The 14,079-nt window shown below is 74.0% G+C and carries 16 protein-coding genes; 7 read left to right on the plus strand and 9 right to left on the minus strand.

All coding sequences use genetic code 11. From position 1 onward, the window contains the following. Window positions 1-262 precede the first annotated feature (262 nt). From ACIP82_RS21860 to ACIP82_RS21890, 7 genes are all read right to left on the minus strand, one after another. Window positions 263-778, minus strand: coding sequence for a DinB family protein (locus tag ACIP82_RS21860; RefSeq protein ID WP_363609845.1), 516 nt, complete (start codon window positions 776-778; stop codon window positions 263-265). A 114-nt stretch (window positions 779-892) separates the two neighbouring features. Beyond that, window positions 893-1,606, minus strand: a complete 714-nt coding sequence (locus tag ACIP82_RS21865; RefSeq protein WP_400655320.1) for a VTT domain-containing protein — start codon at window positions 1,604-1,606, stop codon at window positions 893-895. Window positions 1,607-1,660: 54 nt separating this feature from the next. After that, complete coding sequence (locus ACIP82_RS21870) at window positions 1,661-2,221, minus strand: RICIN domain-containing protein (RefSeq protein ID WP_400655322.1); 561 nt, start codon at window positions 2,219-2,221, stop codon at window positions 1,661-1,663. Between the two features lie 64 nt (window positions 2,222-2,285). Continuing rightward, entirely contained in the window at window positions 2,286-2,828 is a 543-nt protein-coding gene (locus ACIP82_RS21875) for an RICIN domain-containing protein (protein WP_400655324.1), read from the minus strand. A gap of 49 nt (window positions 2,829-2,877) precedes the next feature. Then, a complete protein-coding gene (locus ACIP82_RS21880) occupies window positions 2,878-3,420 on the minus strand; it encodes an RICIN domain-containing protein (RefSeq protein ID WP_400655326.1) in 543 nt (180 codons plus the stop codon). Window positions 3,421-3,466: 46 nt separating this feature from the next. Continuing rightward, on the minus strand, window positions 3,467-4,252 hold the full coding sequence (locus ACIP82_RS21885; RefSeq protein WP_400655329.1) for a dienelactone hydrolase family protein: 786 nt from the start codon (window positions 4,250-4,252) through the stop codon (window positions 3,467-3,469). Between the two features lie 90 nt (window positions 4,253-4,342). Further along, window positions 4,343-5,659, minus strand: a complete 1,317-nt coding sequence (locus ACIP82_RS21890; protein WP_400655331.1) for an MFS transporter — start codon at window positions 5,657-5,659, stop codon at window positions 4,343-4,345. 159 nt (window positions 5,660-5,818) lie between these two features. Here ACIP82_RS21890 and ACIP82_RS21895 point away from each other — a divergent pair, with 159 nt between their 5' ends. From ACIP82_RS21895 to ACIP82_RS21920, 6 genes are all read left to right on the plus strand, one after another. Further along, the gene (locus tag ACIP82_RS21895) at window positions 5,819-7,081 is read left to right on the plus strand and encodes an ROK family transcriptional regulator (RefSeq protein ID WP_363609859.1); all 1,263 of its coding nucleotides are present in this window, start codon (window positions 5,819-5,821) and stop codon (window positions 7,079-7,081) included. Window positions 7,082-7,208: 127 nt separating this feature from the next. Further along, on the plus strand, window positions 7,209-7,625 hold the full coding sequence (locus ACIP82_RS21900; protein ID WP_363609861.1) for a TOBE domain-containing protein: 417 nt from the start codon (window positions 7,209-7,211) through the stop codon (window positions 7,623-7,625). Window positions 7,626-7,680: 55 nt separating this feature from the next. Further along, the gene (locus tag ACIP82_RS21905) at window positions 7,681-8,121 is read left to right on the plus strand and encodes a hypothetical protein (protein ID WP_400655334.1); all 441 of its coding nucleotides are present in this window, start codon (window positions 7,681-7,683) and stop codon (window positions 8,119-8,121) included. Then, complete coding sequence (locus ACIP82_RS21910) at window positions 8,118-8,840, plus strand: glycerophosphodiester phosphodiesterase (RefSeq protein WP_400655337.1); 723 nt, start codon at window positions 8,118-8,120, stop codon at window positions 8,838-8,840. The genes ACIP82_RS21905 and ACIP82_RS21910 overlap by 4 nt, the downstream gene beginning before the upstream one ends. A gap of 225 nt (window positions 8,841-9,065) precedes the next feature. Beyond that, window positions 9,066-9,497 carry a hypothetical protein gene (locus ACIP82_RS21915; protein ID WP_400655340.1) on the plus strand — a complete coding sequence of 144 codons (432 nt, stop codon included), beginning with the start codon at window positions 9,066-9,068 and terminating at the stop codon, window positions 9,495-9,497. A 149-nt stretch (window positions 9,498-9,646) separates the two neighbouring features. After that, window positions 9,647-10,789: an AI-2E family transporter gene (locus ACIP82_RS21920; protein ID WP_400655343.1), complete on the plus strand. Its 1,143-nt coding sequence runs from the start codon at window positions 9,647-9,649 to the stop codon at window positions 10,787-10,789. A 61-nt stretch (window positions 10,790-10,850) separates the two neighbouring features. Here ACIP82_RS21920 and gap read toward each other — a convergent pair whose 3' ends face one another. Continuing rightward, the gene (gap, locus tag ACIP82_RS21925) at window positions 10,851-11,849 is read right to left on the minus strand and encodes a type I glyceraldehyde-3-phosphate dehydrogenase (RefSeq protein ID WP_400655346.1); all 999 of its coding nucleotides are present in this window, start codon (window positions 11,847-11,849) and stop codon (window positions 10,851-10,853) included. A 106-nt stretch (window positions 11,850-11,955) separates the two neighbouring features. Next, window positions 11,956-12,912 (minus strand): GlxA family transcriptional regulator, encoded by a 957-nt coding sequence (locus ACIP82_RS21930; RefSeq protein WP_400655349.1) that lies wholly within the window; start codon window positions 12,910-12,912, stop codon window positions 11,956-11,958. A 146-nt stretch (window positions 12,913-13,058) separates the two neighbouring features. On the opposite strand from ACIP82_RS21930, the gene ACIP82_RS21935 reads away from it, so the two are divergent. Next, on the plus strand, window positions 13,059-13,946 hold the full coding sequence (locus ACIP82_RS21935) for a virginiamycin B lyase (RefSeq protein WP_400655352.1): 888 nt from the start codon (window positions 13,059-13,061) through the stop codon (window positions 13,944-13,946). Window positions 13,947-14,079 lie beyond the last annotated feature (133 nt).

Genomic DNA, 14,079 nt, shown 5'->3' on the forward strand with positions numbered 1-14,079 from the left:
TCCCTCGTCTCGTCCCGTACGCGTCCCCTCGGGTGCGCGTGCCTTCTGACACGTCATCCACTCGCCGGAACTGTCCGAGTATCGCACTGATCACCGGTCCCGTGCCCGCTCGCGACCCCCGTACGAGTCGTGCCGCGCCGGAAACCCGGGCGAACCCGGGCAACAGAGGGGACGCTGGTGTACGGTGCGCGGTTGCGCGCATAGACCATATCGGTCGGGGGCGCCACCTAATTGACCTTCTGTCAACAATGCGGGAACGATTTCATTCCCCGGTGACACCGTCCACCAGTTCGCGGAGCAGATCGGCGTGTCCGTTGTGCCGGGCGTACTCCTCGATCATGTGGACCAGGATCCAGCGGAGTGTGACCTCCTGGCCGTGGCGCGGGAGCTTGCCGACGGTCTCCAGCGGCAGCCCCTCGCAGGCCTGCCGGGCGGCCGCGATCTCGGCCCGCCAGGTGGCGAAGTCCGCCTCGGCGTCCGCGGTGTCGACGTGGTCGAAGTCGCCGTCCGGGTCCTCCGCCGTCCAGTAGTGGCCGGTGGCGGTATCGGCGCCGAGCAGGGTGCCCTGGAACCAGTGGCGTTCGACCTCGGCCATGTGCCGGACCAGGCCGAGCAGCGAGAGGCCGGACGGCGGGACCGAGCGCAGCCGCAGCTGCTCGCTGGTCAGGCCCTCGCACTTGACGGCGAGAGTGGCGCGGTGGAAGTCGAGCCAGGCGGTCAGCATGGCCGTCTCGTCGGCCGCGAACGGGGGCTCGACCCGTGGGGTGGTGGTCGTCATGGCGCTCATCCTGGCGCAACCGTGCGGCCGAAGCGACCGAATAGCCGGTCGGTAGGCGCCTGTTGTTGACGTCCCGGCCGGCGCCCGGGCGGACCGCCGCGCCGCCGTGGTCCGCTACGCCGCCGCGGACCGCCGGCGGACGGCGGCCCGCCAGAGCGAGACCAGGCTCACCAGGCCGAGTGCCGCGATCGTCCCGGCCGACACCAGGAACGCCGCCGAGCCCGGCTCGCCCGCGCTGGCCGCCGCCGTGACGTACACCGCCGTGGTCGGCACCACGCCGATCGCGGTGGCGGTCAGGAACGGCAGGAACCGCACGCCGGAGAAGGCCGCGCCGAAGTTGCCGGCCTGGAACGGCAGCCCGGGCAGCAGGCGCAGCAGCAGGACGCTGCGGAACCCCTGCTCGGTGAACCGGCGGTCCAGCGCGCCGAGCATCCGCCCGCGCAGGTACGGGCGGAGCGCGTCCCGCCCGAGCAGCCGGCCCAGCGCGAACGCGGCCGCCGCGCCGAGCGCCGTCCCGAGGACGGCCAGCAGCACGCCCTGCTGGATGCCGAGCAGCAGCCCGGCGGCCGCGTTCAGCGCCGGCCGCGGTACGAAGGCCAGCGTCCCCACCGCGTAGACGCCGACGAACACCGGGGCCAGCCAGTACCCGGGCACCCCGGCGGGCAGCCCGCCGGAGAGCAGGGACGTCGGGCTCCACAGCAGCAGGGAGCCGGCCGCCGCGCCGAGGATCACCAGCAGCAGGGCGAACCGCGGCCACGGCGAGCGCGGCGCGGCGACGGGCGGTGGGACGGGTGTCATCGGTGGCACGGGCGGTGCGGGTGCGGGCACCGCCCGAGCGTAACCGGTGCCTCCGGCCGGGTGCGCCGGGGGCACCTGGGCGGTCTATGCCATCCCGAAGATCGGTGTGTACGGGTTGTAGCTCCAGATCTGGTTGGGGGAGGCCGTTTTGCCCTCCCACTGGATCACCGGGGTGCCGTTGGCGGTGCCGCCGCCGTAGACATCCAGATAGAGACCACTGTGGTGATTGACGATCCAGCGGGCCTGGCCGGTGTGTCCGAGCATCGGGTCGGTCCACATCTGGTTGTCGCCGCCGTCGCAGGTCCACTGGTCGACCCGGGTGCCCCAGGCGGTGCTGAAGCCCGGCACGTCCAGGCACTTGCCGCTGTGCAGGTTCACCCAGCCGTGGCCGGTCAGCGTCCATTTCTGGTTGTCGCCGCCGGTGCACTGCCAGATCCGGACCGGGGCGCCGTCGTCGGTTCGCCAGTCGGCGACCTCCAGGCACGTGTTCGTCCCGCTCCCGTAGGCGCCGCTCCTGATCTCGACCGGTTCGTCGTCGGCGGTCCCGGCCGAGGCGGCGGGCGCCGCGAGCGCGAGGCCGGCGATCGCCACGAGGCCGACGGCGGCCGAACCGAGTCGTCGGCCGAGGACGGTTCGTAAGGTCATGGACTCTTCCTGAGGGGTGTGATGGGGTACGGGGCGGGTCGGGAGCCGCGGTCGCGCGGGGAGGTCAGCCGATCGGGTCGGACGGCCACGGGGAGTAGAACCAGGCCTGGTTGAGACCGCCGTTGCGCCCCCACTGGGTGATCGCCGCGCCGTCGGTCCCGTCGAAGCCGTAGAGGTCCAGGACGAGGCCGCTGTAGCCGTTGTTCAGGGTGTGGATCCCGCTGTGGTGCACGAGGGTCTCCGACCAGGACTGGTTCAGCCCGTCGTCGCACGTCCACTGGCCGGCCTGAGCGCCCCACTTGATGCTGTAGGCGGGGATCTCCAGGCACTTGCCGCTGTGGACGTTGACCAGTTCGTGGCGGTCGGTCCGGACCCATTTCTGGTTGTCTCCGCCGGTGCAGCTCCACTGGCGGACCGGGGCGCCGTTGTCCGTGCGCCAGTCGGCGACCTCCAGGCATTTGCCGGTGGCCGCGTTGCCGATCTCGAACGCGATCGATGTCGCGGCCTGCGCCTGGCCCGGCGTCACCACGACCGCCAGGGCCGAGGCGGCGGCGAGGGCGGTGGCGGTGGAGCCCAGACGTCCGATGACGCCGCGGGGTGCGGGCATGGATCCTCCTCGGATGCGCGGTGCGGGGGCGAGGCGTGGTGGCGCACGGTCAGTTGTGCGGGCCGGTGGGCCACGGCGAGTAGAACCAGGTCTGGTTGTCGCCGTGGTTGGGCTCCCACTGGATCACGGGTGTGCCGGGCGCGGTGGAGGCGCCGGCGACGTCCAGCAGGAGGCCGCTGTTGACGTTGGCGATGGTGCGCAGGCCGCTGTGCAGGCGGCCCGCGTCGCTCCAGACCTGGTTCCGCCCGCCGTTGCGGTGCCACTGGCCGGCCTGGGTGCCCGGGGTGGTGCTGTAGGCGGGGATCTCCAGGCACTTGCCGCTGTGGACGTTGACCAGCTCGTCGTTGTCGGTCCAGACCCACTTCTGGTTGTCGCCGCCGGTGCACGGCCACTGGCGGACCGGGGCGCCGTCGTCGGTCCGCCAGTCGGCGACCTCCAGGCACTGCCGGGTGGCGAGGTTCACGATCTCGAACTGGCTGGAGGTCTCGGCCCGGGCCCGGGACGCCGGTGCGGCGACGGCGAGGCCGGCGGCGAGCGCGAGGACGGCGGTGGCGGAGCCGAGCCGCCGCGTCGCGCGGGTGTGGTCGGTCATGCGGGTTCCTCCCCGAGATGTGGTGCGCGGCACTGGTGACCGGGGGTCAGACCGGCCGGGGCCGGCCGGGACCGGCCAGGAAGTCGAGCAGTCGCTGCCAGGCGTCCCTGGCCGCGTCGGAGTGTTCGACAGCGCCGAGTTCGAAAAAGTTGTGCGGAGCCTGCGGGTAATTCATGAAGATGTGCGGGCACCCCGCGGCGGTGAGTGCGGCGTCGAAGGCGGCGACCGTCGCGGGCGGGATCGACTCGTCGGCGCCGCCCCAGAGGGCGAGGATCGGCGCGGTCAGCCCGGCGGCGAGCTGGGTGGGGCCGGGCGAGCCGTTGATGGCGTCCGGGTAGCCGTAGAAGCCGACCGCGCCGGCCAGGCCGAAGCGGGGTGCGGCGGTGCGGAACGCCTGCCGGCCGCCGAAGCAGAAGCCGAGTGCGACCACCTCGGGCGCGCCGGTCGCGCGCAGCCGGTCGATGCCGGCGGTGAGGTCGGCGTCCAGGCCGTCCGGGGTGAGGGCGAGCAGGTGGGGCAGCAGGTTCGGCATTTCACCGAATTCCGGTGCGCGCTTTTCCGGGTCGCCACCTGCGGTGCGGCCGAAATAGTCGAGCGCGAGGGCCGGGTGGCCGTGTTCGGCGAGCCGGGTGGCGGTCTGCCGGTAGAAACCGGAAAGCCCCCGGTTGTCCGGCAGGACGAGCACCCCCGGACCGGTGGAATGTGCCGGAAGGGCCAGGAACGCGGCGAATTCCGTCCCGTCGCCGGAAGTCAGGGTGAGCGGCCCGGCCTGGACCGACTGCCGGTCGGTGGGGGCGGGCACGGGGGGTACAGCATCGGCGTCGTAGCACATGGGGAATTCCTTCGCTGGTCGCGGAACTGCCGGGCACTGGCGTGCCCGGCAGTCGGCGATATTAGCGAGAAATTCCCCGTTGTGGTGCGATCATATCGCCGGGAGATTGTTTTTGGAAGGCTTTTCCGGTGACAGTGCGGTCACGTTTTCGGTGGTCGATTTCGGGGTCGCCGATTTTCCGGTCGCCATGTTTCCGGCGGCCGTGTCTTCGGTGGCCGGGAGTCCGGTGTGCTGCGGCTCCGCCCGGCGCAGCGCGCCCGCGCCGAGCAGCAGGGCGAAGGCGAGCGCCGTGACCACGCCGAAGGAGACGGTGAGCGAGGTGGCCTGGGCGAGCACGCCGATGATGGCCGGGGCCACCAGGCCCGAGGTGTAGGTGACGGTCGCGACGCCCGCGATGGCCTGGCTCGGGTTGGTGCCGATCCGGCCGGCCGCCGCGAAGGCGAGCGGGACGACCACCGCCACCCCGACCCCGATCAGCGCGAAGCCCGGGATCGCCAGCGCCGGGCTGTCGGCGGCCACCACCAGCAGGCCGCCGACGGTGGTGATCGCGCCGCTCAGCCTGGTCGCCCGGACGGCGCCGAGCCGGCGGATCGCCGCGTCCCCGGCCAGCCGGCTGACCGCCATGGTCAGCGAGAACGCGGTGTACGAGGCGGCCGCGACGGTCGCCGAGGCGCCGGTGACGTCCCGCAGGTAGACGCCGCTCCAGTCCATCGAGGCGCCCTCGGCGAACACCGCGCAGAAGGCGACCAGCCCGATCACCAGCGAACTGCGCGGCGGCAGCGCGAACCGCGGCGGGGCCTCGCTCTCCTGGGCCGTCCGCAGGTCGGGCAGGGCCCGGCAGACCGGCTGCGCCAGGGTCAGCAGCACCAGCGCGGTGACGGCCAGCTGGAGCCGGGCGTCCAGGTCCTGGTGGGCGGCGAGGATGCCGAAGCCGGAGGCGACCAGCCCGCCCGCGCTCCACATCCCGTGCAGCCCGGACATGATCGAGCGGCCCAGGAGCTCCTCGGTGTCCACGCCCTGCGCGTTCATCGCGACGTCCGCCATGCCGGCCGTCGCGCCGTACACCAGCAGCGCCAGGCAGAGCGCCGGCAGCGAGGGGGCGAGCGCGGGCAGCGCCAGCGCCAGACACCAGAGCGCGATCAGCCCGCGCAGCGCCGCCCGCCCGCCGTAGCGGTGCACGAACCGCCCGGCCAGCGGCATCGCCAGGGAGGAGCCGATCGCGGGCATCACCAGGGCCAGGCCGAGCTGGCCGGGGGAGAGGTCGAGCCGGTGCTGGATCCAGGGGATGCGGGTGACGAAGCTGCCGCCGACGGCCCCGTGCACGGCGAACACCAGCGCGATGCTGGTTCTGGCCCGGCGCGGGGATTTCAGCGGCTCCTGCGGTTTCCCGGTCAAGGTGTCGGTCATCCGGTGATCCCTCCCGGCCGCGCGGTCGGCGCGGCGGTGCCCTGTGGGTGGTTCCTGTTCTAGGTCTGCCCGCGCGGCGCTGTTCGCGCTCCTGCGGTGCGGTTCGATAAATTATCAGGAAGGGACCCTGATAGAAACACTCTGGAAGGATGCACTTCCATGACCACCGTGCGTACGGCGACGCCGAGCACCGCCCGGGCGATCAACGACCGGCTGGCGCTCAACCTGCTGCTCGAACAGGGACCACTGACCGCGACCGAGCTGCGCGGTCTGACCGGCCTGTCCCGGCCCACCGTCGCGGACCTGCTGGAACGGCTGCAGCGCACCGGCCTGGTCGCCGTGGTCGGCGAGCGCGGCGAGCAGCGGCGCGGCCCCAACGCCCGGCTGTACGCCCTGGTCGCCTCCCGGGCCCACATCGCCGCCATCGACGTCCGCTCGGTCGGCGTCAGCCTGGTCGTCGCCGACCTCGCCGGACGGACCCTGGCCGGCGCCGAGCTCCCGGTCGGGCGGCGCTCCGGCGGCTGCGACGACGACGGCGACCTCGACGGCGGCTCCGACGGCGATCCCGGTGACGGCAGTGACGGCGGTGAGCCGGACCGCGCCGTCGCCGCGCGGATCGTCCGCGCGCTGCTGGACACCGCCCGCAGGGTCGGCGTCGAGCGGCTGCACACCGTCGCCGTCGGCGCCCCCGGCCTGGTCGACCCGGCCACCGGCCGGCTCAACAGCACCGGTTCGCTGCCCGGCTGGCACGCCGAACTGCTCGCCGCCCTGCGCGAGCTGCCCGACACCGACGTGATCCTGGAGAACGAGGTCAACCTGGCCGGGCGCGCCGAGTACCGGGTCGGCGCCGCCCGCGACCGCGACACCTTCGTCCTGCTCTGGCTCGGCCACAGCGTCGGCGCCGCCGTCATCCTCGACGGCCGGCTGCGCCGCGGTGCCTCCGGCGGCACCGGCGAGATCTGCTTCCTGCCGGTGCCCGGCACCGGCGGCCTGCCGACCGCCACCGTCTCCAAGGGCGGCTTCCACAGCCTGGCCGGCAGCGCCGCGATCTGCGACCTCGCCCGCGCCCACGGCCTGCCCGCCGGCCCGGCCCGCGACGCGCCCGCCGCCGAGGCCGCCGTCCGCGCCGCACTCGCCGCGGGGGAGCGCGGCGCGGCGTTCCTGGACGAGCTGGCCGCGCGGATAGCCGTCGGCGCGGCCGCCGTCTGCGTCGTCCTCGACCCGGGCTGTGTGGTCCTCGGCGGCGAGATCGGCCGGGCCGGCGGGGCCGAGCTCGCCGGGCGGGTCGAGCGCCGGCTCGCCGAGCTCTCCCCGCTGCGCACCGAGGTCCGCCCGGGTACGGCGGGCGGCGGCGCGATCCTCAGCGGCGCCGTGCTCACCGCCGGTGACGCCCTCCGCCGGGACCTCTTCGGCGAGCCGTAGCCCCCGGGGCGCTCCGCTTGGCCGGGTGGGCGCCCCGTACGGCAGGATGGCGGCGAGGACCGGCCCGCGCCGCCGTCGCGCACCCGGGCCCCTTCCCCCGATCCCGATCCACCGTCAGGAGTCGCACATGGGCCAGCCCGAGGCGCCGGTCAACCCGTACCGCATCGGCGAGGCCGCGGCGCTGCTCGGCGTGAGCGCCGACACCATGCGGCGCTGGGTGGACGCCGGCCGGGTCGCCGCCGAGCGGGACGAGCACGGCCACCGGATCATCCCCGGCGCCCAGCTCGCCGCGTTCGCCCGGGAGCTCGCCCGCCCCGAGACCGCCGAGGCCGAGGGGCGGCCGTCCTCCGCCCGCAACCGCTTCCCCGGGATCGTCACCGCCGTGGTGCTCGGTGATGTCGCGGCCCAGGTGGAGATCCAGGCCGGACCGTTCCGGGTGGTCTCGCTGATCAGCCGGGAGTCCGCGGAGGAGCTCGAACTGGTGCCCGGCGCCCCCGCGACGGCCGTCATCAAGTCGACCAATGTGATGATCGAACGGCGCTGACCCGTCCGCCCACCGCCCGTCCACCCACCGCCCGTTCAGGAAAGGCCGACCACCGATGTCCCATCCGCCGCTGCCGTCCACCCAGAGCGCCGTGTTCGCGGTCGAGGCGATGGCCGCCCGGCACGGCCGCGAGGTCCGCGCAAGCCACGACATCGGCCGCGACCAGACCTTCGCCGGCCTCGTCGGCGCCGACGGCCCGGAACTCGACGCCGTCCCGCACGAGGCCCTGCTGGAGATAGCGGGCCGCCCCGAGATCACCGTCCGCCTCTTCGTCCACGACGAGGCCGTGGTCACCCTCGACGGCATCGCCTTCGACGTCCCCCGGGACAGCGTGCCCGCCTTCCTCAACTCGGTCTGGACCGGCCTGGTCCACGTCAGGCAGCGGACCTTCCCGCCCTCCTGCACGCTGATCGTCACCGTGCCCGGCGAGCCCGGCTACCGCGAGGCCGTCACCTACCACCACCTGTCCCCCTGGCTCGCGGGGAAGACCCGATGAGCGCCGCCGGGACCCCGGACCCCGCCCGCCCGGTGCTCGCCGTCGCCCACCGCGGCGACCCGTACCGCCACCGCGAGAACACCCTGCCCTCCGTCGGGTCCGCGCTCGCCGCCGGCGCCGACGCCGTCGAGGTCGACGTCCAGCTCACCCGGGACGGCGTGCCCGTCCTGCTGCACGACCCGACGCTCGAACGCCTCTGGGGCGACCCGCGCCCCATCCGCCGGGTCACCCTCGACCAGCTCGACGAACTGCGCGACGGCGCCCTCGCCGTGCCCACCCTCGCCGAGGCGGTCAAGACGGTGGCCGGAACCCCGGCCGCCCGGCTGCTCATCGACCTCGACGACCCGCACCCGGCCGCCGCCACCTGGGAGGCCGTCACCGCCCTCGGTGCCGAGCGGCGGGTCGCCTTCTGCGGCCCGGCCACCGCGATGCTCGCCGTCCGCGCCCTCGCCCCGGACGCCGAGATCGCGCTCACCTGGAAGCAGCCGGGCCTGCCCGCCCGGGCGCTGCTCGACGACCTGCGCCCGCGCTACCTCAACCCGCCGTTCGGCCTGGTCACCCCCGACCTCACGGCCGCCGCCCGGGACGCCGGGCTCGCCGTCTCCACCTGGACCGCCGACCTGCGCCGCACCATGCGCCGGCTGCGCGCCGCCGGCGTCGCCTCCATCACCAGCAACCGGATCGACGTGCTGCGCTCCGTGCTGGACGGCCGCCGGTGAGCGGGCCTCCCACCCCGGGCACCCGCGCGCTGCCGCTCGTCCAGGCCCGGATCGCCGACGCGTAGGGCCCGGGTTCGGGGCTCGTTCGTGCGTTCGGGTGGTCGTGCCCCGATGGAGTGGCGGACCGCGTTTCGTCCGTGCACGGTGGGCTGGGGCCGATTGAATCGACCCGCCCATCGAACGGCGGTGTCCCGTACGGCATCGCCCACACGACTGGAGTTCTCCGTGGCACCCGTACCCAACGGCGTCTACGCCATCGCCAGGCCCGGCGAGCAGTTGCTCACCCTGCAGGGGCCGAAGGACAACGTGATCCTCCTGCCGCCCACCGGCGAGCCCGGTGAGCAGGAATGGCAGGTGGACGGGCTCGACAACGGCAACGTCCACATCCGCAACCTCCGGCAGCAGTCGTACCTGGGCTACGAGGGCCCGCCGAGAGTCAACACGCAGGTCCAGGGGGTGCCCGAGCCCAAGGAGTGGGCGCTCTACCAGTCCTCGGAGCCGTCCACCTTCTTCGTCGTCGTCCCCGGAGGTCCCGTCGAGGGCGTCGAACTGGCCGTGGACCTCAGCCTGCTGAAGATCATCCCGCACCGGATCGCACTGCGGCCGCTGGAGGTCGGCGACCAGGGGCAGGCGTGGAGGTTCGAGTTCCACGAGTGAGCCCCCTGGGCTGAACGCCCGGGCCGGTGAGGGCCGGCCCGGGCGCTGCCGTCGGCGGGGCGCGCCGCGCATCCGACAAAGCGCACATTTGATCAGATCATCTGATGGTATGGGGCGATTCGGACCAATCGACCCACACGGAGGTGGGAATGTCGGGGGAGTCCCCGTCCGGCGACGCGCCGGAGGAACACCGGGCGGACCACCGCAGGCCGTATCTGATGCTGCCGCCGGTGGTGCGGGCGGCGGCCGCCTGGTCGGCGGCGGTCATTCTGCTCCTGGCCGTCGCCGCGTTCGCGGTCTTCGCCGTGGTCGAGCTGCGGGCCGCCACCGTCCCGGTGATCCTGGCGCTGCTCGGCACCTCGCTGCTCCACCCCGTGATGTCCTGGATGGTCCGACGCGGTGTCAGCCGGGGTGTGGCCGCCGGGCTGACCTGCGCCGTGCTGGTGGTCGCCGTCGGCGGCGTGATCGCCCTGCTGGTCAACTCGCTGGCGCACAGCGCCCCGCAGATCGCCGCCGCGCTCCAGCAGGCCGGTGACCGGCTCGCCGAATGGCTCGGGCCCGTCGGCGAGAAGATCCGCCACGCCCTGGACAACGCCAAGGGCGAGACCAACTCTCTGGTCTCCGCCCTCACCAACAGCGTGATCTCCGGCCTCGGCCTCGCCACCCAGATCCTCACCGGCGGCGTCCTCGCGCTCGCCCTGGTCTTCTTCTTCCTCCGCGACGGCCACCGTACCGGCGAGGCCGTCCGCTCCTACCTCCCCGCCCGCACCGCCGAAACCGTCATCGCCTGCGCCGACCGGGCCTTCGAGGCGATGGCCGGCTTCATGCGCGGCACCACGCTGATCGCCCTGATCGACGCCCTCTTCATCACCATCGGGCTGCTCCTGCTCGGCGTCCCGGGTGCGCCCGGGCTCGGCGCCCTGGTCTTCATGGGCGCCTACATCCCGTTCGTCGGCGCCTTCCTCTCCGGGACGGTCGCCGTCCTGGTCGCCCTCGCCGACGGCGGTCTGGGCACGGCCGTCTGGGCGCTCGGCATCGTCCTCGCCGTCCAGGCCATCGAGGGCAACGTCCTCCAACCCCTCATCCAGAGCCGGACCGTGGAGCTCCACCCGGCCACCATCATGGTGGCCGTGGTGGCCGGAGCCGGTATCGCCGGCATCCTCGGGGCCCTGATCGCCGTCCCGCTCTGCGCCGCCGGGGTCGGGATCGTGTCCGTCCTGCGCAAGGCCGCCGGCCCGGGGCCCGGCCCGGCGGTGGAGCCGGGCCCGGAGCCGGACCCGGGCCCGACGTAGCGGCGTGGCCGGGGCCGAAGGGTGCGACGGGGAGCGCCCGGAGGGCCGCCCCGGTCTCCGGTCAGCCGGCGGCGAGGAGTTCGAGCGTATCGATCACGCGGTTCGAGAAGCCCCACTCGTTGTCGTACCAGGCGACCACCTTGATGTGGCGGCCGTCGACGCGGGTGAGCGCCGAGTCGAAGATCGACGAGGCCGGATTGCCCGTGATGTCGGACGACACGAGCGGGTCGTCCGAGTACTCGAGCACGCCGGCGAGCGGTCCCCGCGCCGCGGCGCGGTACGCCGCCAGCACGTCGTCGCGCGTCACGTCGCGGGCGACGGTCGTGTTGAGTTCGACGATCGACCCCACCGGGACCGGCACGCGGATCGAGTCGCCCGACAGCCTGCCGTCGAGCCTCGGCAGCACGAGGCCGATCGCCTTGGCGGCGCCCGTCGTGGTCGGCACGATGTTGACGGCGGCCGCGCGGGCCCGGCGGGCGTCGCGGTGCGGACCGTCCTGGAGGTTCTGCTCCTGCGTGTAGGCGTGCACCGTCGTCATGAAGCCGTGCTCGATGCCGGCGAGATCGTCGAGCACCGCGGCCAGCGGGGCAAGGGCGTTGGTCGTGCAGGAGGCGTTCGAGACGATCGTGTGCGTGGCCGGGTCGTACGCGTCGGTGTTGACCCCGAAGGCGAGCGTGACATCGGCGCCGTCCGCCGGCGCGCTGACGAGCACCCGCTTCGCGCCCGCGTCGATGTGGGCGCGGGCGGCCGTGGCCGATGTGAAACGGCCGGTCGCCTCGAGCACGATGTCGATGCCGAGTCCGGCCCACGGCAGCCGCGCCGGTTCGCGCTCGGCGAGCACGGTGATGCGGCGGCCGTCGACGACGAGGGCGTCCCCGTCGACGGTCACCGGGCGGCCGAGCCGGCCCGCCGTCGTGTCGTAGGCGAGCAGCCGTGCGAGGGCGGCGGGCTCCGTGAGGTCGTTGACGGCGACGACCTCCAGGTCGCTGTCGCGTTCGAGCAGTGCGCGCAGCACATTGCGTCCGATGCGGCCGAATCCGTTGATGGCGATGCGAGTCATGAGTGGCGTCCCTTGTTCGGTTCGCCATCAGGTTCTCGCGCGGCATCCGCCGGTGACAGCGGCGTGATCGCCACGGTCCGAAAGGATCGCGCCACGTGGCGGCGGGCTACTCGCCCTGGGCGAAGGTGCGCCGGTACTCGCTCGGCGTGGTGCCGAGGATGCGCTGGAAGTGCAGCCGCAGATTGGCACCGGTGCCGAGGCCGACGTCGGCGGCGATCTGCTCGATGCTCCGCTGCGAACGTTCGAGCAGCTCACGGGCCACGTCGATGCGGGCGCGCATGACCCACTGCATCGGCGTGTACCCCGTGTCCTCGACGAAGCGGCGCGAGAACGTGCGCGGCGACACCGCCGCGTGCCGGGCCAGCACATCGAGGGTGAGGGGCTCGCCGAGCCGGTGAAGCGCCCACTCCCGGGTGGCGGCGAACCGCTCGCCGAGCCCCTCGGGCACACTGCGCGGCACGTACTGCGCCTGGCCGCCGCTGCGGTAGGGGGCGGCGACCAGGCGCCGCGCCGCGTGGTTCGACGCGGACACCCCCAGGTCGCCGCGGAGGATGTGCAGGCACAGGTCGATGCCCGAGGCGGCGCCGGCCGATGTCAGCACGCTGCCCTCGTCGACGAAGAGAACGTTCTCGTCGACCTGAACGAGCGGACGCTTCGCTTTGAGCGCCCGGGTGTAGTGCCAGTGCGTGGTGGCGCGCTTGCCGTCGAGCAGGCCCGTGGCGGCGAGCGCGAAGGCGCCCGTCGAGATGGCGGCGAGCCGCGCGCCCCGGTGGTGGGCGGCGATCAGCGCGTCGACGACGGCCTGTGGCGGGTCGTCACGGTCCGGGTGCCGGTAGCCGGGGACGAAGACGATGTCGGCCCAGACAAGCGCGTCGAGGCCGTGGGCGACGGAGTACGAGAGACCGTCGCCGCCGGTCACGAGGCCGGGCGCCGCGCCGCACACCCGTACCTCGTACGGCATGCTCGCGCGGGTCGTGAACACCTGCGCGGGAATGCCGACATCGAGAGGCTTCGCGCCTTCGAGCACGAGGACGGCGACGTGATGCGGGGGTGAGGCTGGCACGGGAACGAGGGTACGCGGGGGTGCGGGGGCGCATCGGCCCGGCAGACTTCCGGCCCCGGTCGCCACGGGGTTGCCGCCCGGGGAGCCCGCGTGCGAGGATCGGCCCTAATGCGACAGAAGTCGTGATAGTGAGAGCCGGGGGTCTGATGGAACGGCGTGTGTTCGAGCGGTTCGCGGTCGCGGACGGGGCGGCCGGACCGTACGGGATCACCGCCGGGCCGGACGGGGCGCTCTGGTTCACCCTGGTGCACGCCGGGGAGATCGGGCGGCTGGCCGCCGACGGGGCGGTGCGGCGGTTCGGGCTCGGCGCGCCGGGATGCGGGCCGTCGGTGATCACCCCCGGGCCGGACGGCGCGCTCTGGTTCACCCGGATGCGGGACCACCGGATCGGGCGGATCGACACCGGGGGGCGGGCGTGCTCGTACGAACTGCCGACGGCCGGGGCCGGTCCGTTCGGGATCACCGCCGGGCCGGACGGCGCCCTCTGGTTCACCGAGCTCAACGCCGACCGGATCGGCCGGATCACCGTGGCGGGCGAGGTGACGGAGTACCCGCTGCCGGTCACCGGCGCCTTCCCGTCGATGATCGCGGCCGGGCCGGACGGCGCGCTCTGGTTCACCCTCAACCAGGCCGATGCCATCGGCCGGATCACGCCCGGCGGCGAGACCACCGTGCACCCCCTGCCCACCGCCGGGGCCGCTCCCGTCGGCCTCACCGCCGGTGTGGACGGCGCGCTCTGGTTCGTCGAGATCGGCGCCGGCCGGCTCGGCCGGATCACCGTGGCGGGCGAGGTGACGGAGTACCCGCTGCCCGACCGCGCCGCCCGCCCGCACGCCGTCGCGGCCGATCCGGCGGGCCGCCTCTGGTTCACCGAGTGGGGCGCCGACCGGATCGGCTGCCGCACCCCCGACGGCCGCATCGCCGCCTACGAACTGCCCGTCCCGGGCTCCGAGCCGCACGGCATCACCGTCGGGCCGGACGGCGCCGTCCACGCGGCCCTGGAGACCGGCGAGATCGTCCGACTGGCGCCCTGATCCGACGGCCGGTCAGGACGGCGCGGCCGCACGGGCGGTGGCGGCCGGGCCCCGGCCGGGCCCCGACCGGGCTTCGGCCGGGAAACGACCGGTCGGCGACCGGAGGCACCGGTTCAATGGGACGGGTGGCCGC

It is taken from the genome of Kitasatospora sp. NPDC088548, assembly GCF_044753005.1.
In the GTDB taxonomy this organism is placed as follows: domain Bacteria; phylum Actinomycetota; class Actinomycetes; order Streptomycetales; family Streptomycetaceae; genus Kitasatospora.